This window comes from Methanosarcina sp. MSH10X1 (genome assembly GCF_004099695.1).
Lineage (GTDB): Archaea > Halobacteriota > Methanosarcinia > Methanosarcinales > Methanosarcinaceae > Methanosarcina.
The window spans coordinates 58,002-77,052 of the sequence record NZ_SCHL01000004.1; the positions used below are offsets into that span (position 1 = coordinate 58,002).

At 40.5% G+C, this 19,051-nt stretch carries 16 protein-coding genes; 8 read left to right on the forward strand and 8 right to left on the reverse strand.

Going from position 1 to position 19,051, the window contains the following annotated elements:
• Positions 1 to 234: 234 nt before the first annotated feature.
• Positions 235 to 693 (reverse strand): hypothetical protein, encoded by a 459-nt coding sequence (locus EQO05_RS15920; RefSeq protein ID WP_128504296.1) that lies wholly within the window; start codon positions 691 to 693, stop codon positions 235 to 237.
• A 482-nt stretch (positions 694 to 1,175) separates the two neighbouring features.
• On the opposite strand from EQO05_RS15920, the gene EQO05_RS04785 reads away from it, so the two are divergent.
• Both EQO05_RS04785 and EQO05_RS04790 read left to right on the forward strand, forming a co-directional pair.
• Positions 1,176 to 1,718: a YigZ family protein gene (locus tag EQO05_RS04785; RefSeq protein ID WP_255420834.1), complete on the forward strand. Its 543-nt coding sequence runs from the start codon at positions 1,176 to 1,178 to the stop codon at positions 1,716 to 1,718.
• 299 nt (positions 1,719 to 2,017) lie between these two features.
• Positions 2,018 to 3,085, forward strand: a complete 1,068-nt coding sequence (locus EQO05_RS04790; RefSeq protein ID WP_240664334.1) for a hypothetical protein — start codon at positions 2,018 to 2,020, stop codon at positions 3,083 to 3,085.
• A 136-nt stretch (positions 3,086 to 3,221) separates the two neighbouring features.
• Here the strand turns inward: EQO05_RS04790 and EQO05_RS04795 are convergent, their stop codons facing one another.
• Complete coding sequence (locus EQO05_RS04795) at positions 3,222 to 3,935, reverse strand: cupin domain-containing protein (protein WP_128504302.1); 714 nt, start codon at positions 3,933 to 3,935, stop codon at positions 3,222 to 3,224.
• A gap of 142 nt (positions 3,936 to 4,077) precedes the next feature.
• On the opposite strand from EQO05_RS04795, the gene EQO05_RS04800 reads away from it, so the two are divergent.
• Positions 4,078 to 4,989, forward strand: a complete 912-nt coding sequence (locus EQO05_RS04800) for a DMT family transporter (RefSeq protein WP_128504304.1) — start codon at positions 4,078 to 4,080, stop codon at positions 4,987 to 4,989.
• Positions 4,990 to 5,019: 30 nt separating this feature from the next.
• Here the strand turns inward: EQO05_RS04800 and mtaA are convergent, their stop codons facing one another.
• From mtaA to EQO05_RS04815, 3 genes are all read right to left on the reverse strand, one after another.
• Positions 5,020 to 6,045, reverse strand: coding sequence for a methylcobamide:CoM methyltransferase MtaA (mtaA, locus tag EQO05_RS04805; RefSeq protein WP_128504305.1), 1,026 nt, complete (start codon positions 6,043 to 6,045; stop codon positions 5,020 to 5,022).
• 250 nt (positions 6,046 to 6,295) lie between these two features.
• On the reverse strand, positions 6,296 to 7,990 hold the full coding sequence (locus EQO05_RS04810) for a histidine kinase N-terminal 7TM domain-containing protein (protein WP_128504307.1): 1,695 nt from the start codon (positions 7,988 to 7,990) through the stop codon (positions 6,296 to 6,298).
• 666 nt (positions 7,991 to 8,656) lie between these two features.
• Positions 8,657 to 9,748: a hypothetical protein gene (locus EQO05_RS04815; RefSeq protein WP_128504308.1), complete on the reverse strand. Its 1,092-nt coding sequence runs from the start codon at positions 9,746 to 9,748 to the stop codon at positions 8,657 to 8,659.
• 343 nt (positions 9,749 to 10,091) lie between these two features.
• Here EQO05_RS04815 and EQO05_RS04820 point away from each other — a divergent pair, with 343 nt between their 5' ends.
• Entirely contained in the window at positions 10,092 to 10,640 is a 549-nt protein-coding gene (locus EQO05_RS04820) for a GNAT family N-acetyltransferase (RefSeq protein WP_128504310.1), read from the forward strand.
• A gap of 524 nt (positions 10,641 to 11,164) precedes the next feature.
• Here the strand turns inward: EQO05_RS04820 and EQO05_RS04825 are convergent.
• A complete protein-coding gene (locus tag EQO05_RS04825) occupies positions 11,165 to 13,783 on the reverse strand; it encodes a nitrous oxide reductase family maturation protein NosD (protein ID WP_128504312.1) in 2,619 nt (872 codons plus the stop codon).
• A 543-nt stretch (positions 13,784 to 14,326) separates the two neighbouring features.
• On the opposite strand from EQO05_RS04825, the gene EQO05_RS04830 reads away from it, so the two are divergent.
• From EQO05_RS04830 to EQO05_RS04840, 3 genes are all read left to right on the forward strand, one after another.
• Positions 14,327 to 14,608 carry a hypothetical protein gene (locus tag EQO05_RS04830; RefSeq protein ID WP_128504314.1) on the forward strand — a complete coding sequence of 94 codons (282 nt, stop codon included), beginning with the start codon at positions 14,327 to 14,329 and terminating at the stop codon, positions 14,606 to 14,608.
• Positions 14,609 to 15,112: 504 nt separating this feature from the next.
• Entirely contained in the window at positions 15,113 to 15,985 is an 873-nt protein-coding gene (locus EQO05_RS04835) for an NADP-dependent oxidoreductase (protein WP_240664361.1), read from the forward strand.
• 207 nt (positions 15,986 to 16,192) lie between these two features.
• Complete coding sequence (locus EQO05_RS04840; protein WP_128504318.1) at positions 16,193 to 16,597, forward strand: hypothetical protein; 405 nt, start codon at positions 16,193 to 16,195, stop codon at positions 16,595 to 16,597.
• 121 nt (positions 16,598 to 16,718) lie between these two features.
• On the opposite strand, the gene EQO05_RS04845 is transcribed toward EQO05_RS04840, so the two are convergent.
• The gene (locus EQO05_RS04845; RefSeq protein WP_128504320.1) at positions 16,719 to 17,195 is read right to left on the reverse strand and encodes a GNAT family N-acetyltransferase; all 477 of its coding nucleotides are present in this window, start codon (positions 17,193 to 17,195) and stop codon (positions 16,719 to 16,721) included.
• A gap of 414 nt (positions 17,196 to 17,609) precedes the next feature.
• On the opposite strand from EQO05_RS04845, the gene EQO05_RS04850 reads away from it, so the two are divergent.
• Positions 17,610 to 18,002, forward strand: coding sequence for a YkvA family protein (locus EQO05_RS04850; RefSeq protein WP_128504322.1), 393 nt, complete (start codon positions 17,610 to 17,612; stop codon positions 18,000 to 18,002).
• A gap of 255 nt (positions 18,003 to 18,257) precedes the next feature.
• Here EQO05_RS04850 and EQO05_RS04855 read toward each other — a convergent pair whose 3' ends face one another.
• A complete protein-coding gene (locus EQO05_RS04855; RefSeq protein ID WP_128504324.1) occupies positions 18,258 to 18,770 on the reverse strand; it encodes a hypothetical protein in 513 nt (170 codons plus the stop codon).
• Positions 18,771 to 19,051 lie beyond the last annotated feature (281 nt).

Below are 19,051 nucleotides of genomic sequence, written 5' to 3' on the forward strand. Positions count from 1 at the left end.
CAGATCAACTTCAGAACCTGAATGCAGATTTTTATAAATAAGTTATTAAATATTCTTTAAAATCTTCCCTGACAACATTAATAAAAAAAGCTACAATCACTGTATTTAAATATTTCCTGAAAATTTTAAATTTCAGGAAACGCAAAATCAGAATTGGTTTATCAAACTGTTTTTGAAAAAAGGAAAAAGGTAGCCTTTTTGAAAGGCTACTTAGATATTCCTTTTTACGCTAAATTAAGCAGTTTCTTCTGCAGCTTCTTCTTCGGCTGGAGCTTCTTCTTCAGCTGGAGCTTCTTCTTCGGCTGGAGCTTCTTCTTCAGCTGGAGCTTCTTCTTCAGCTACAGGCTCTTCTTCAGCTACTGCAACTGTTTCTTCAGGTGCGTCTGCAATTGCTTCTTCAGGTGCTTCTGCATCTGCAGCTACTTCTTCTTCAGGTGCAGCTACTTCTTCTTCAGGTGCAGCTACTTCTTCTTCAGGTGCAGCTTCTTCTTCGACAGCTTCTTCTACTGGAGCTTCTTCAACTGCAACTTCTTCTTCAGCTGCATCGTCTGCTACTGGAGTTGCTGCTTCGTCAGTCACTTCTTCTGCGGCTCCCTCTTCTGCTTCTGGCTCAGCCTGTTCAGCACAGCCAGCTGCAAAAACAACTGTGGCAATAACAAGGAGCATTGCCATAATCTTTAACATTTTTTTCATTAATAATACCTCTAAAGTTCTCTTCCTTTTTTACACCCAGCTCATACAAAATTATGTGATTTTGATATGAGATATTTATGCATGAACCGCCAATGACATTAAAACTTTTCGATTTGGTAAAAAAATAATATAACGAAAGAGTTTATATGACTAGAATGCATACCCCCAGACTACTTATAATAAGACAGGAATTATAAAAATCCTTCCAATTTATTTTTCCCTTAGATATCTAAAATAAGTATTAGAAGGCTAAAATAAGCATTGGAAGGCGAATAAACAGGTAAAGGGTTATAAAAGGAAAATTATTTGGCGATAGGAAAGTATTTAAAGGTGATATAATATTCCCTCGTTCAAGAACTGCAAACCTATAAACACCCTGTTTGGAAAAGTATATGAAAGTGAAAGCCATTTGAGGCAGAACACTGAAAAGTTACAAAACTCTCAATTCCTGTGGCAAGGCTCAAAAAGAATTCAAAAATTCCCTGTTTATAGGTTACGCCCGTCCTGTAAAAGGTGAAGCTGAGGCAAAAGCCTTCATAAAAAGGATAAAGGAATTACACCGGGATGCAAATCATAATGTTTCGGCTTATTTTGTGAAAGAAAAAAGTTCTTTTGCCCTCAAATACGATGATGACGGAGAGCCTGCGGGCAGCTCAGGAAAACCTGTTTTTAAAATACTGGAATTAAGAGAGATCCTTAATGCAGTTGTAGTCGTGACCCGGTATTTTGGGGGAATAAAACTGGGTTTCGGGGGGCTTTCGAGAGCTTACCGGGATACTGCACTTGCCGCTATTGAAGAGTCAGGAATTGTCGAAGTATTCGAACAGGTCAGATTCAGAATACGTCTGGGATATGCGGAAAGCCAGAAGATAAGAAATCTGATCGAGAAATATGGAGTGATCCGGGAAGAAACATATACGGACACCGTGGAATTCGTTGTCCTTGTAAGAGAAGAACTTGAAAATGAATTCGTTAAAAAGCTTAAAGATGAGACAAAAAATAAAGCCGGGCTTGAAAGGCTTTAACTCAGTCAGTTAAGTTTGCATCCCAGCTATATGCCCTTAAAGCTTCTGTTTAAGGGGAGGAATAGTAAAGCGCGCCGGACCATTAAAGAAACCGTTAAGAATTATAGGAAAAGGTAATGATTTAAAGAGTCTTCAGCTATAAACGGACTTTTAATTTTTATTATAGTAGAATAAGACCGATATTGAAAATTTTTTATACTCATGTTTACATAATGAAATTATAGGTAATGTTGGAAGTGTAAATATTGAGATATAATAACTTTTCAATTCTGCTTGTTTCACTCATTTTATTTGCGGGAATGGTTACATTCTCATGTTCGGCTGCTGGCGAAGCTCTAACAGGGACTGAACACGAGATCACTGCAGCTTACGGGAACCAGGTTAACCCGGTAATCTCAGGGGAATACGTTGTCTGGCAGGACCAGAGGCATGGAAACTGGGATATCTATACATACGATCTTTCATCAGGAAGGTCAGAGGTTGCCATCTTTTCAGACCTGAAAGATGAAACTGAACCTGCAATTTCAGGTAGCTGCGTAGTTGTCTCGAGTGACAGGAGAGGCAACTCGGATATTTATCTTTATGATCTTGTTTCCGGAAAGGAAACCCAGCTCACTTCAGACAAATTTGCCCAGACCGAGCCTGCAATCTCAGGAGACAGAATAGTCTGGACAGACCGCAGAAACCAGAACATGGATATCTACATGTATGATCTTACTTCCAAGACGGAAAAACGGATAACTTCAGATAAGGCTGAGCAGACCCAGCCTGCGATCTCGGGAAATATCATAGTCTGGAAAGATACGCGCAATGATAACGATGATATCTATATGTATAATATCGATACGGGCAAAGAGACCGCAGTAGTTACGGACCCTGCAGAACAGGCAAACCCGGCTATTGAAGGTAACCATATAGTATGGGAAGATAGGCGCGCAGGAAATCTTGATATTTATCTGTATGACCTCTCCAGCGGACAGGAAAAGGCAGTTACTACTGATCCATCCCCTCAGAAAACCCCTGCTATTTCAGATGGAAGAATAGTCTGGGCTGATGGAAGAATTAAAGGTACGAAGATCTTTATCTATGACATAGCAGCAGGAGAGGAGAAGACCGTATCTACTGCTTCGGAATACGAGAGTAATCCCTCAATCAGCGGCAGCAGGATAGCCTGGCAGGATAAACGCAAAGGCACTATGGATATTTTTATGTTCACAGAAGCCGCTCCCGAAAAGGGAACTGAGGTAGTGGGAGGAAAAGCTGAAACCGCAGAGAAATCCCAGCTTGGTATTTACCCTGCGGCATCTGCCGTTTTAGCGGCATATCTTGTCGCAACCGCTACTCAGAGCGGGAGAAGAAAAAATTGATCCATCCTGCTTCCGGTTATTAACCGGAAAAATCTGGGATAAGGCTTCAAAAAGTGTAAAGTGGTGCAAGCTTCAGACCTGAGGAAACAAAAAGTAATTTTACAAGCGCCCTTTACACCTTCAAAACCCAGATCCCTTATGTGATTTCGATATCCTTTATATGATGCTCATAATCTTCTTCCCATGCCGGAGCAGTTATACAAATCTGCTTAAGATTTCCACGGAACCAGAACCTTTTTCCTGCGGGTACGACAACCACATCTCCGGCTCTGGCTTCATATTCTCTGTCATCAATGGTCCAGACTCCGCTGCCTTCCAGAATATAATAAATGAAATCGCTTTTTTCGTGAAGGAATTCTTCGGTATGCCCTTTCTGTGTTTCCTGATACAATACCGCAGCATTTCTGGATTCGGCTTTAGTAGTGTAGATTCTCATCTTCACCCCATGTTTCTCAATTATTGCCGCATCCTCAGGCTTGAAAACTACCCGTATAAGTTCTGTAGAGGCAGCAAGGCGTACCTCCTGAGAAAAGTTTTCTTTTCGCGGATTAAAAAGGATAAGATTTTTCTCAAATCCTCCCCTGTCGCGTTTCTTCTGCTGCCTCACTGTCTCGAGTTCAGCTTTTGAAGAACCTCTGAGTTCAGCGATTCTATAAATTACCTCAAGCAGGTCGGCAAGCTCCTCAAGCTCTTTGCTTGCGAGATATTCCCCGACTTCCTCATCGAGTTTACTCTCAAGCTCAGGAAGAAAACTCGAATCTGAAAGCTCTCTGATTATGAATTCCCTGCCTGAAAGTTTGAGGATCTCGGGTATAAAGTCCCTAATTGCTTTTGAAGTATTTCCTGACATAGTTTTGCCCGGGCTACAGTGTTTTTTTGTTTAAGGTCGATCTAGAGGCGATGGCATCCGAACTGAAAATTCTGGAGTTCCAGATTTAATTCTATGACATTTCCAGCAGGTATTTAAATACTACAGGCATATTCCCTGCCAAATGTTTCTGGAAGGGAAAAAGCCGCATCTGGCAGTAATTGCAGGCTGCATTTTCTACGGCATGAATGGGCTTTTCATAAATCGTATTCATGATATGGCAACTGCTCCCATAATATTCTACAGGCTATTTTTTGGTTTGCTGTTTCTTTTTATCTATATAGCTGCCAGGGGGAAAACCTCAGACCTGAAATTGAAGAAAAGAAAAGTAAGCCTTCTCCTTCAGGGAGTGCTTGTTGTCGCGTGCATGCTGCTTTACTTTACCTGCCTGAGAATTACCTGTGTCTCTATTGCTATCCTGCTCCAGTATACGGCTCCCTTTTACGTAATGCTTGCCTCCCCCCTTATCCTGGACGAGAAAATCGGGAAGGAAAGCATAACCGCCCTTTTTGTAGCAATTGCCGGAGTATTTCTTATAGTAAAGCCGGAAAGCTTTTCGGATATCGAACTTACAGGCACCTATATGCTTGGCATTGCAGCCGGATTGCTCTCAGGAGTGATCTTTGCGGCACTTATCATGAACGTGAGAATCCTGAAAACCGAATACCCGGAAATTGCAATTATGTTCTGGCCTATGGGAATCGCCCTTTTGCTTTTAAGCCCCTTTGCGTTTGAGATTTCACCTGATGCTTTTTATGGCAACCTGAAAGTGCTTGTAACCTTCGGGATAGTCTCTATAGGTTTTGGAGAAATATTTACCATTCTCGGGCTTGCCAATCTCAAAGCCCAGACCGGCAGCCTTCTGGCGCTGGTAGAACCTGTCAGCGGAGTATTTTTTGATATAGCTGTGCTGGGAATCGGATTATCCTCCGAGACGCTTGCAGGCTGTACACTTATACTGGCTTCTGCAACACTCATAAGCCTTAGAGGTTCGGAAAACATAAGAGAAAAAGATAGAAAGAAAGCCCCTTTTTAAAGAGATTTTTCAGGAGGCTCTCAGCAAAACTTACTGCGAGAAGTAGTTATCTCTTGCCCTGACAAGAGCTTTTATATTCTCAATTGGAGTATGAGGGGCAAGCCCGCAACCCGGGGCAAGGATATCAATTCCATCCTCAAGGCAGGCAGTAGCTTCAATCATGATTGCTTCAGGTCCTTTTGTCAGCAGGGTATCAGACGGGGAAACATTTCCTATAAGGCGCACCCTGTCACCTGTAATCCCTTTTGCGAAACTTACACCTACTTTCTCTTCAATGCTTATTCCGTCAAACCCTGCATCTGCAAGCGGGTCAAGGACAGCGGTGGCGTCGCCACACATATGAAGGACTTTCAGACCTTTCACATTCCTGCAATATTTTCTGTAGAGAGGAAAGACCGATGTTTCGAACATTTGAGGGGAAATAATATCAGGTCCTGCTTCGGAATCGATGAGAGTTACGGCATGTGCTCCTCTTTCGAGCAAACCATTCGCATATTCTATACAGGCATCAGTGAGAACTCTCATGAGTTCCTCAACAACCTCAGGGTTGGTCACAAACCATATAAGGTAATTTTTCATCCCGGCAAGCATTGAGGCAAGTCCTGCCGGACCAACCACCCCTGCAACAACAGGTACGGTCTCCCCTACCTTTTCGCTCAGAATTTCAACGGCATCCAGTACTACCGAGGTCCGCCTGCTCTCAAGAAGCGTGTCCGGAACCGTTATATCCTTGGTATCTTTCTTCTTCTTGCAGGGGAAATCCGTTACATAGGGCTGTATATCTATACTTCCTTCATCTACTGAGCAACCCAGTGTCTCGGCAAGCACGGTGGTGTCGAAAGGACAGCGTACGTTCTCGAATCCTGCAAGCTCATACCCTGCCAGTGCGAGCTCAGCCATCTTTTCAGCATTGTAGTTTGCCTGAGGCCAGTATGCTCCGGTCATTTCCATAAGCTCGACAGTGCCGGTCTGGGTTACCGAACAGACAGGAACCGAGTCTAATGCCTCTCCTTTGAGTGCCTTTTCAAATCTCTCTTTCAGGGTAAATTCACTCATTATTGTCACCAGAATATAGTTATCGACTGAAAAAATGCTATTTGGAGAATTTTTTCGGATTTGATGATATATTGAGGCGAAGATATAAAAACATACAAATTAAAAAACTCACAAAAGCTAAATAAAATAGAATCGCCGGAGATAAAAATATGGTATGGGTTAAAAGATCGGCATCAACGTAAAAGAAGAGAATAGGGTGATCCGAGGAGATCCGGCTTCTGACTTTTAAATATTTAAAATTGTCAGTTTATTAAGAAATATTTGCACGCCAGTTGCCCGGAGGTACAGTAATCTCAAAAGTCGCACCTGTTCCCTCGATTCCGGTTTCTTTTATCCCCATGCCTGTGATGGAGAGAATACCTCTTACAAGGAAAAGTCCCAGTCCTGTGTTTTTCCCAACAGATTTTTCAAAAATCAATTCTTTCATTACAGGAGAAACTCCTATGCCATTATCTTTTACCTCTATTACAAGACTATCCTTAACCCTGCGGGAGCTAATACTTATCTCAGTCACATGTTCTCCATGTGCCCTTGCGTTATCAAAAAGATTATAAAAGGCTTTTTTAAGCAGAGGATCGGCATAGACTTCCAGCCCGCTTTCCTCCACGGAAAATGTAATGTTCTGCCCGGAGAAGGGAAAAGCCGCTTCTTTTGCGGTATCACTTACCGATTGCCAGATAGGGGAAACTATTCCAAGCTCCTGGTAATCTTTGGTGAAAATAATCTGGCTGTGAATTGTCTCTATACCTTTGTTGAGATTCCTCAGGTACTTCCCTATTCGTGGATCGTTCTTGACATCTTCAGGAAGTGTTTCTGAGATTAATTCCGTATACCCTGAAAGCACATTCACCTGATTGAGAATATCGTGCCTGGTAATGTTGCTCATGAGGTTTATTTTTTTGTTAGCCTGCCTTAGAGCCTCTTGATGCTGGTAGTTCTCAGTAATATCGCGAATCATTACCAGTTTGCCCTCTGCGTAGTCTTTTGTCATGAGAGGGCTAATACTGAGAGTGAAGAATCTTGTTTCGAGCCCGCTTTTCAAGGAGATTTCTTTGTTAAAACTACCCTCATGAGTGTCACTTTGAGAAATTTCCACCTGATCCCCAAAAAGCTCTTTCAGGTTTCTTCCGATAACTTCCTTTTTTGTTTTCCCTGCCAGTTCAAGAGCAGCCTCATTAATATCTATTATGGAATCTGTAAGGTCTACCACAATATATCCATCACTCATAGACTCTATTACATTCTCTCTTGCAATCGGGATAATATTGAGGAACTCATGCTGCATGATACCCCAGAAAAGAATCAAACCCGTAACTGTAAATGTAAACGGCGTAGGGTCAAAGAATGAAAAGGGGCCTATATCTGCGATATGAAGAATATTACCCAGAATTGGAATGCAGGCTGCTGTTAGGGCAATTGCTGCCTGAGCCCTGTAAGGTGCAGTTAGATGGACAAACTGCTTGAAGAAGAATAAGACTCCAAGTATAATTAAAATAAAAGAATAGATATAAAATACCCAGAAAAAGGGCCCATGTACGAGTACAAGAAGTGGGAAGCCCCCTGACATATCCAGGTAATAACTTTTAAAATGCATTCTATGAAAGCTATTTGTTATCATTGAGAAGATTGCAAGCAAAGGGAGCAAAAAAAGCACATTCTCATATTTTCTCACGAGCTCCTTACCTGCCCCTGAATACTCCGCTGCAAAAAGAAACCATGCTACTGGAGCAGAGGCAATCCCAATATATTCGAGACGGGCGAAGAGATATTTGAGTTCAATGTCCATAAGTCCGACTTCAAAGGCATAATTCAGGGACCAGATAGACATACTTAACATAATAAGTATGAAATATTTAGAGAAATACATCCTGCGGTAGTTGAAAGACTTGTATGCCTTGACTGCAAGCAGAGTTGATATAAGCCCTGAAAAGATTAATGCTCCCATATAGGGAAACGCAGCGGTATGAATTTGTAGGGTGATAAGACTACCTTCCTTGTATGAATTAACGCTCGGGGAATAGGGAGAGTCAGGCGGGCGGGGTTAAAAAAACATAAAATGTGATAATAATTACAGAAAGCCCAAGTATATAAATTTATGCATTAAGTTAGGAAGTATACAGAACTTTTTGAGATAAAAGTTAAACCCGGTGTACCAGGTAAAAGAGAAATAATCAGAAGAATTTAAAGGAGAAGAATTAAAAAGAAGACCCAGAGGAGTAACGGGAAGCCATGCAAAATGGGAATGTAACTACAGGATTTTATAGAGCACCTTGCTTCAGCTAAATAAAGGTTAAAATTCTCTCAGGGCGGCTATTTTAAAGTTTTTAATATTAAGGAGGGAATAACTTGCTCGATTTGCTTCCAGAACTTTGCGTTATGAAGCCAGGAGTTTATCCTTAAGTAGCAAAGTTGTCTTTCACAATCTTGACCATCGACTGGAAAACTAGGTTTTCTGCCCTGAGAGCACTTTCTACCCCCTGGATAGGGGGAGGTCAAAATATATAAACTTATTGATAAAAATCTAAATGTAAAATAATGAAGAATAAGGAAACTTCTGGGGTTTAGATGAAATAAACCCGGGATTCTCCGGGATAAAGTTAAAAGGTAGATCTCAGAATTCTTTACCGCTCTGAGAAAAATTGAAAATTCCGGGTAGTCCCATGTTAAATCTGTACTTTTCAGAACTTGAAGCTTCCAGTATCTGCTGTTTTATATAGTATAGCGCACTCAGAAGACTCTCGCTGTCCTCAGGATCTTCATCCACGGAATTCAGATCTCCGGCATAGGGATGAATATTCTCCTCAAGGGCACTCAGAAATCCTGAATCAAGATCGTTTATGAAGTAAGTATCCAGGACCAGAAGGTTTGAAACCTGCTCGTAAAAACCCGTAAGTTCCCGAAGCCAATCCGGAATCCCATAATCCCTTGCGTACTTTTGCCTGTTAAGGAACAGAAGATAACTGGAGATGGTATTTATGAGATCTTCGGTTAGCCTGCTGTCAGGAAATACAATTGGGAAACGTTTCATCACTGAAGGAGTAGCGTACCCTGAATACATCATTTCAGACTTACAGACTGAAGGAAAGAGTCTGGCAATCGAACTGTTAAGAACCGCAGTAATATAAGCATACTTATCCGGATCCTTAAGAACAATGCCGCACCCGTTTTCAAATACATACTTTCCGGTAGCGTCATATGCAGCCTGCAGATGATACCCTTCAGTAGCGATAATTTTCGGAGTGTTAAGATACTCCAGAAGCTTTCTACCTTTTATACTATAATCTGCAGATTTGAGAGGAGAGCTATCATGACGGAACTCTCTTTTGAATTCCAGAATTCTGCCGTAAGTCATAGGGAACCTTACCCTGAGCTCTTCGGGGGAGATGACATTATACTCATTCCTTTTTCCCCTATCAAATAATTCATAAGGCAGCATAAAACGGTAAGGTGAAGGGCGGAATGCAAATTTTTCAGAGAGAGTTCCTGATACATACGGATAGACAAGTTCAGGTTCTAGAAATACAGGTTTGCACAGTCCCTCGCAAAGATAATACGAGTCGGAACCGCCCTCCTCAGGAAGGACAAGCCTGTGAAGCAAACTGTTGTTTGTCTTTATGCCTCCAAAGATATTTTCGGAGACATCTCCAAGTGTAACCGGAATTTCGCGAATCTTTTCTACAATTTTGTTTTGTTTAAGAAACATCTATTTTTCACTTCTGTAGAAGTACATTGAGAAATATTTTCTCATATTTTATTTTCAGGATGTAATTACCTGAATGGAACAGAGTAATTTCATGACCATTCTGGATTTCGGACTTTTAGACCCCTGTAAAAATATCAAAGTCCTGCCTGAAGCGTGGATAGGATTGGAATAATAATAATACAGAGAGGAATACAATAACATAAGTATATAAATATAATCTTACTGATAATAAATTATAAATATAAATCATGATAAATACCAGATTCGAGAAATCGAGAATTAAACAGGACACGTGTGAGAACTGGCTAAAAGAGTTTAAATATTTACATTTCGATTATAAGTTATGCAGGAAAGAGATAAGCTCAAAGCTCTTATGATTAGAGAGGCTACATCGGAAGATACTCAGGGAATGCTTGAAATTTTTAATTACTATATCGAAAATAGTTTTGCAACCTACCTCGAAACTCCTGTAGGACCGGAATTTTTTCAGACTTCCTATAATGAGGGTGGGCCGGATAAAAGCCAGCATCCTCCCTTTTATGTAATTGAAGAAAACAATAGAGTAATAGGTATCGGAGCCCTGAGGCCTTATTTTCCCTTCCGGAATTTCCAGCACACGGGTGTAGTCTCATACTTTATACTGCCGGAATATACAGGAAAAGGTCTGGGAGCAAGGCTGCTGAATGTCCTGTGTCAGGATGCTGAAAAGAAGAATATGAAAAGCCTGCTTGCAAACGTCTCCTCGAAGAATCAGGCCAGCCTGAATTTTCACCTTAAGCACGGATTTGTAGAATGCGGCAGATTTAAGGCTGCAGGAAAAAAATTCGGAACGTATTTTGATATTGTGTGGTTTCAGAAATTCCTGGAAGAAAGCCCGCAAAACAAAACTTAAGGTGATTGATCACTTTTAGTAAATGGTAATCTTTCTGGCGACGGATTGTTTTTATGGTTAATTGGTTTCCAGCGGTTTATCGTTTTCAGGATTTATCGTTTTCGGGTTTATCGTTTTCAGGATTTATCGTTGTTAGTGAGCTATTGCCTTTTGTGAGCCATTGCCTTTAGTGAGTATTGTTTTTTAATGGTTTATTATTTTTAGTGAGTTATTGTTATCAGTAATCAGTTAATTTCTCTCTCAGCGTTTTGAGGCTGCACTGAAAACTTCAATTCCTGCATATCCCTTTTATTTAAAATTGCATATTAACCCTTCCTGGCAAAGTCCTCCAAATAATTCTTATATTAAAGAGTGCTCACTTTCAAAAAGTTATATATTCTCATATATTCCTGTTAATCTCTAAAAAAACCGTACAGCTTCCCCGGATAGCTTACAAGAAGCTGTACAGCCTGGATTTCCAATTGTTTAGTAAATTTTCTCTGACTTTCACGCAAACAGTCAGGAAAACGTACTTTTTACAGTACTCAGGACAGGTTCGTATTACTGGAACCTGCTAGAGGCAGGTAATCAATACACTCATTATTCACGGCGTACGCTACATCACAGATGCCATTGCCATTTTTATCCGCATGGGTCTGGCTGAAACCATTTCCCTCTGGAGTAGCCCAGAAATTCCCGCCAAGGTAATCCCCGGCGACAATGTTCTTTGCCTGTTTTAAGGTCGTATTCAAGCTTGTACCTGCATTTGAGCCTTGAAGATAGGTATTGTTTGCGTTAATGAAATAATTATTATAAATTGAGTTATTTCTCGATTCCAGCATGTAAAGCCCGTATTCCGAGTTAGAACCAATCCTGTTGCCATTCAAAATATTACTGCGCGAAAAGCCAAGATAGATCCCGTATCTGGAATTTGAGTTTACCCGATTATCTGACAGCCTGTTAGCAGTAGAATTTTTCAGATAAAGACCGAATTTATTATTCAATGCACTGTTTTCACTCAGGTTATTGCCACTGGAAAAAGCAATCCACATCCCGTAACTGCTGTTAGATACCGTGTTATTGAGAATTATATTTTTGCTGGAATTCTGCATGAAAATTGAGGTCTCACTGTTCGAAGCTATATTGTTAGTTAACTTGCTTTCAGCCGAATTCCATACACTGATTCCGGATCTTATGCTGTTTAATGCAATATTGTCTGTAAGGGCATTTCCACTCGATGCATTCACATGGATACCTATCCTGTTATTCGACGCTGTGTTGCCTTCCAGCTTATTATTGTTGCTGGAGGAGTAAAGCCAGAAACCATAGTTGCTACTGGACACCGTGTTATTGTCAAGCAGGTTTGCGCTGGAATTCTGCAGAACAATAGAAACATTGTTTCTCGATGCTGTGGAATTACTTAATGTATTTCCGACAGAGTCCCATAGATTAATACCGGAGAGAGTATTGTTTGACACCGTACTGTTACTGAGAACGTTCCCGCCAGAAGATTTTAAATAAGCACCAATCAAATTGTTCGACAGGTTATTTCCATCCAGCGTGTTATTACTGGACGAATCTATCCAGATACCGTAGTTGCTTCCGGACACCGAATTGTTGATAAGTGCATTTTCCGCAGAGTTATGTAAGAGAATTGAAGTTCCGTTCCAGGATACCGTGTTATTGCCCAGTATATTGCTGCTGGAAGAGTCAAGGCGCATGCCGAATCCTGCACCCGAACCTGAGTTATTGAGAATGAAAGAAGTGTTTTCACTGGAAATGCTTGAGTTTTCGCTGGAAGCGTTTAAGATAGTGCCAGTGTAACTGGTAAAAATCCGGTTATTTTCAATATTACAGTAGTTAACCCCATTAAGATGAATTCCTGCATTTGGGAAATCTACAGGTCCATCTATATTCAGCCCGCGGATTGTAACCCCATCCGCAATAATATAGAAGATATCATCAAGACTGCTGGCTGCCCTGACAACCGTATCCTCACTGCTGGCAGATTCGGAGGTAAGAGTAACGTTTGTTACGTATACATCAACGTTCTCTTCATAGATCCCCGGGAAAATAAGGATTGTGTCCCCATTAGACGCATTGTCTATTGCAGCCTGGATCGAGGTAAAATCCGCAGCCTCTCCTGTACTGTTATTTACGGTAAACGTTACCGGTTTTAACTCTTTGAGAGGTAGATGATCTATAAACTGGTTACCGTCAATACTATACTGGGAATCAAGAATTCCGTCAAGATCAGCGTCCCGGACTTCTACAGGATATAAAGGACCATCAGGTCTTGCCCAGACATTCCCCCCGAGGTAAGGCCCGCCAGCTATGTTAGTACCCTCGGTTTTAGTAGCGTTCCAGATATTTGTGTCCGAAATCGTTTCGGATTTTACGTTTACTGTATTATTGAAATAGTTATTGTAAATCAGATTGTCTGAAGTCTCGTAGATATGTATCCCCAGTTCCTCATTGAGAATTACAGTATTATTCGTCAGGATATTGCCGTTTGATTCACCTGTGAGAGAAATACCTCCTATATTTTCTGATATTACATTATTCTCAAGGATATTATTGGGGGAATCAAAAAGTGAAATTCCGTTACTGCAATTTGAGATTGAATTATTGCTCAAATTGTTGTACCAGCTGCCACCAAGGCTGATACCGTCAGTGCAGTCTGAAATTTCATTATTATCAAGCACATTGCGTGAACTTATCATGTATAGATCGATACCGCAGCTATTATTGGACAGTTTATTGTTTTCAATACGGCAGTCAATAACCCCGAAAAAATGAATCCCGGCAGAATCGGATCCATCTATATTAAAACCTTTAATGCTTACACCGTTTGCCCATATACTGAAAATATCCTGAGAGCTATCGGCTGCCCGAACTATGGTATCGGATGAATTCCCTGATTCGGAAACAATAGATACGCCTTTGGTAATTGCGATATTCTCCTCATAAACACCGGGTTTGACAACTATTTCATCACCTGGATTTGCAGCATCTACTGCAGCCTGGATAGAAGTGAAATTTGCAATCTGACCATTGCTGTTACCTACAGAAATCACAGTAGCCGCTGCACTTCCTGCAGACATCAGGTGAAGCGCAAGAGCTACTATAAGAATAATTCTGGATATTTCTTTTACTTGCTTCATGGTAAACCCCGTCTTAAAATTTTAGATAAAGTATCGACGTTTTATTTCTGTACCCATTCTTGAGTTAATAACCGGATATGGAGAATTTATGTGAAGTATTACAGGATATCCCGGAACCCGAAGGATTTGATATTGGATCGATCAGGTAGGTCATATCATTTGACCGATCAATTAGATTGGATCGTGCTGAACTGCTTACAGTTACCTGTAAACTCCAGGCTTTGAGGTCAGTCCTTAAAAATAAGATGAAAACAAACCAGACACTCAAAATAATTTTTTCACTTTCGCCCCAATCCGGTTTATTATCCCGGCAATGCAGTCGCTCTTAAAGCATTCAACGACAGCGTTTTTTGTCAGGAACCCCATAAATCTTGGAAATGTAGACATAAGTAAAAAAATTTTAATGTTATATAAGATTAACTGAGAAGATAAAACTGAGTGTTTAGGTGACAAACTTTGAAGGGTAAAATTTTTATTTTTATAATAAAACGGGGAAAATTAAAATAGAATAATGAGAATATAAATAGGTAGTGGGGGATTAGTTTGAGGAGAATTTTACTTCTTTTTATGTTCGTCCTGGTTCTTATAGTCCAGTCCCTGGACATGCAATGTTACATCGGGACAGAAAACAAGAGTTCTGTAGCGAAAGACCCGTCAGAAAGCATAAAAGAGGTAAAAATAAAACAAAACGATAGCAGGGAAGTTTATAGGGACGGAATTGTTGATAACTTTGATAATTTTACAAATCCAGGATTTCCGACCGAACATAGCAGGTTTCATTTCCACTATAGACCACCCCGAATTATTGAAGCATACTCAAGCTGAAGCTAGTGGTCGATCAAATATAGAAAAGCCAACCGAAAATTATACTCATAACCTGCATTTTTTATCTACAGGCGGTTTTTAATCTAATATTTATGCTCTCTTATCTGCATTCTGTGCTTTTTACAAATGAATCATTTTATGATAAATGGTAGGTTTATACAGTCCTCTAACCCATTAAGACCTGATAAACTCTTTTTTACTTAGGTTAACATTGAATTAGTTTTCGGGAAAAATCAATAAGAATCAATTTATAGAATTATCATTATATTAAAAATAAGATTATAGTCGGTATAATAATTCTAGAATATCTTTGAATTGATTTTTACGGGGGTTTTCAAACGATATTCATATATTTTATGGTGAGGGGAAAGCTGGGGATATCCAGAAGAATTTGCCGCACGGAGTTATCAAGTATAACTCGCTAAAGAAGGTTTTTGAGGTGAGAATCTGAAGGCGATAAGGATTCATGAGTTTGGGGGACCCGATGTTCTGAAGTATGAGAATATCCCGGAGCCGCAGCTAGGGCCCGGGGAAATCCGGATTCGAGTTATTGCAGCCGGAGTTAACCCGATAGATTGGAAGATCCGTGGCGGGTATATACTTGAGTTGCCCTTGCCGACAATTATGGGGCTGGATGTTGCGGGCGTTGTGGAAGCTGCAGGGCATGGGGAAACTTTCTTCAAGCCTGGAGATGAGGTTTTCGCTAAAGTTTCCATCGGGCAGGGAGGATATGCCGAATATACGGTTGTCAGTTCTAACCAGGTAGCGCGAAAACCCGGAAGTATCGGGTTTATTGAAAGTGCTGCCATTCCTACTGCCGGCCTGGCTGCGTGGCAGTCAATTTTTGATATTGCAGGTCTTGAGAGCGGACAGACCATACTTATTCACGGCGCTGCAGGCGGGGTCGGAACCTTTGCAGTCCAGTTCGCCAAATGGAAGGGGGCATATGTTATCGGCACCGCATCAAGTAAAAATGCCGGGTTTTTGAAGAGCATAGGCTCTGATGAGGTGATCGACTACAGAAACCAGCGGTTTGAGGAGATTGTGAACAACCTGGACGTAGTGCTGGATACAATAGGAGAAGATACATTCGAAAGGTCATGGGGAGTACTGAAACCCGGCGGATTCCTGGTTTCGACTGTAGCCAGCATTCCCGAGGGTGCCCCGCAAAGATACGGAGTACGTGCAAAAACCCTCATGACGCAAGCTGACGGAAGAGAACTCGCTCAGATCGCAGCCATAATAGACGAACAAAAAATCAAGCCAATAGTAACGACCGTGCTTCCTCTGACGGATGCCCGAAAAGCGCATGAAATGAGTGAAAGCCGCCATGCCCGCGGGAAGATTGTCCTGCGCGTTGCAGAGGATCCCAGGTAAGCCCTTAGCCTGCCTGTAAGCACTGTGGGGGTACGGGGGAAAGTCTGGCATTGAAATCGAGACTAAATCCAGCCCTGCAACCTCTACCTACCTGCCTGTAAAGCTAAGTTCCTGACAGAGTAAGAAAAAGAAGCCATACGGAACAAGTGTGGATAGAAGTGATCGATACGGATTGCCCAAACGCTTAAACTGCTGCGAGGGGAAAAAATGACAGAACAGCCAAAAAAGTCCAGAAGTCTTTTCCCACTTTATATATTAATTGTCCTGTTTTACATGATTGTCGCATTTCAGGTGGGTGAAGATTATGTCCTCCTGGAATCCATTTCTCACGAATCGGATTTTGAGGTCAATCTCAATGAAGGCGTTAATTATAAACTCTGGATAGATAGTCCTAATGGCCCTGATAAAATAAATGTGACAATAAGCAGAGGTTCCTATACTGCCTTTGAAAACACATTTGTATTGACAGAATCCGGAAAAAGTTATACTCCTCACAATCCTGAGTTTATAGTGAAGGAAAATGGAACTTATCATGTGCATGCCAAACCGCTAAGCTCCGGAACGGTCTATCTGGAGATTGAAGAGTATGCAAATCCAGATAGTAATAATTAAAATTTTCCGGGTTAAATAATGACAGTGTTTTTGAATCTTCCACTGACGACTGTCTTTTATTTATTAATTTTCGATCAGATCGCGTGCCGGCAATCGAAAATATGATGAATTTAATATTTGACTAATATTTGACGAGATGCTTTTCCATCACAAAATTAATCAAAATTTGACCTTTACGCTCAATGCTTTGTTGCTTAACTACCTGAAAACCGCGTTTTTCAAAAAAGGGTCTTGCTGTAATTGATGCTTCTGTAGTAATAACCTTAATACCTTGCCGCCGCGCATATTTTTCTAATTCATTTGTAATTATAGTTGCTACTCCCTGTCCCTGGAAATCCTTATGCACAAAAAGCCGGTCGAAATGTCCTGTCTCATCTAAATTTCCAAAACCGACAATAATACCATTACTTTCGACTACAACCGTATGGGTACTGGAAAGTGACTTATTCCACCTAACAACATCAATTTCCTCCGGTGCCCAGATGTCAAGTTGTGCCGAATTATAATCCTTCAAATTAATTGTATGGACTGTATCATAAAATAGCTTAACTATTTCTTTACAATCCTGTGGTTTATAGGGTCTGACTATTTTCCGCATTTAAGAAGTCTCCCTGGACCATCCATGTAATATGTATGATAATTCCGAATACAGGACTGAGAATTGTGAGTTAAAGAAAACAATAGCCGACTCAAACCGTATAATGATCAGCCCATGAAGTTTTTATAAAACCGGTTTCAATAAACTTAATATACCTATTAATACTATTTTTATTTAAATATAATTATTTTTAGTATTGCTGCGAATTCCGGACTGGAAGATGGACTGCTTAAAACATTTCACTATTAGACTAAAAACCAGGACAGCTCCAGAGCGAGAATTCGGTTCAGTTTCGTGAAAAGACCTTGATTGGCTTGAATAATGCAAAAAGCTCATCCAGATTGTTGTGAGTTAGTAAATTGTGAGTTAGCTTAAAAGCCCAGGAATATAATCCGATAAAACCGGAGGGTTATAATGGATAAAACCGATAATGTCAGAACGAAACGGATTGGATCGAATCTAGAGCATTTTAATCTCAGTCCGGACCAGGCTTCCGATACCAGCGTGGATTTTCCAGAAGAAGTCAGAGACTATAATTACCGCTCAACCGATTTCAGAAATATCTGGGAATACCTGGAATTACTGTTTTCTATGCTGGTAGAGTCCTTTAAAGGGAGATACCCGTTTCCGAAGAGAACAGCAATAGTGCTGACACTTGCTTTTCTGTATCTTATAAGTCCGATTGACATTGCTCCAGATATTCTTCCTGTAGTCGGATTAGTGGATGATGTCGCTGTGCTTGCTTTTGCAGCCAGCCTCATTAGAGGTGACCTGGAAAATTATAAAGCCTGGAAAATGAATCACTGATAACAATATCGAAATTGAAGATAAAAACAAACTGTAAAGGTAGGAAAAGGAAAGACAAAGTTTTTTATTAAACTTCTCTTTTGTCTGGCTCAAATTCTCATAATGCACCGCTTTACTGAAGTTATTTATCTTCAGGAATAAGCAGTTAAGAGTTTTTTATTAATCAGAATAAGTAGGGAGGTGTATTTAATGATTAAATCATGTCTAGAGGCGTATAATTTGTATGCATTTTCACTGCTTGAGGAAGAAATATATTCAGGTTATTCCTGCTAACTCTGAAGCATTCTCAAGGTGATCTGTGCCGGAATCACTGCATATTCTGGCTTTCTGGAAATTTTCAGCTCCCCCAGTCCCATTTTTCGCTTCATTTGCTCCCTGCAGCAAAAACTGACCTGCAGAGTTATAGTCCTGAAGAGCCGCCCTCCATTCTTTCTGCGCACCCTGGAGTTTGGAAGATACTGTATATTGATTATTCTCCTGAATAGCAGTCTGAGTATCATTTACTATATTCTGTGCATACACCGCAAGCGTGGTGTAATCAGAATTGTTTGCAGCATCGGACACCCCGTCCAGATCGGCTTTAAGTATCTTCAAATGCTTCTGGACGTTAGCTCCCCATGTAATATCCTGGTAGGCTGACTTGAGGGGGTTTTGAGGGGAATTCGATTGAGCCTGAGAAGCATTTACATCACTTTGTGATCCGGCAAAAGCTCCGACAACGAGTGCAAATAGTAAAACAAAAAATGTAAAGTAGATGTATTTTTTCATATACACGCCCCTAAACTTTCTTTTCGGACTATATAAATTTAGAGGAGATGTATTATAAGATTTCTGTGATAGGTTCTATGTTTTTATATAAAGTATGGAAAAAATTGTTTTGAAAAGGTATGTATAATTAAGAATTTTAGATCAGAGGTAAGCTTGTATTGAACACTTTTTACTCATAATTCCACCTAAGCATAACTCAAATTATTCGATCAAAATTCTCCAATTGCGCTGTAGGTTAGAATTATTAGAATTACTGAAGGATAAAATGTTAAACTTCACTA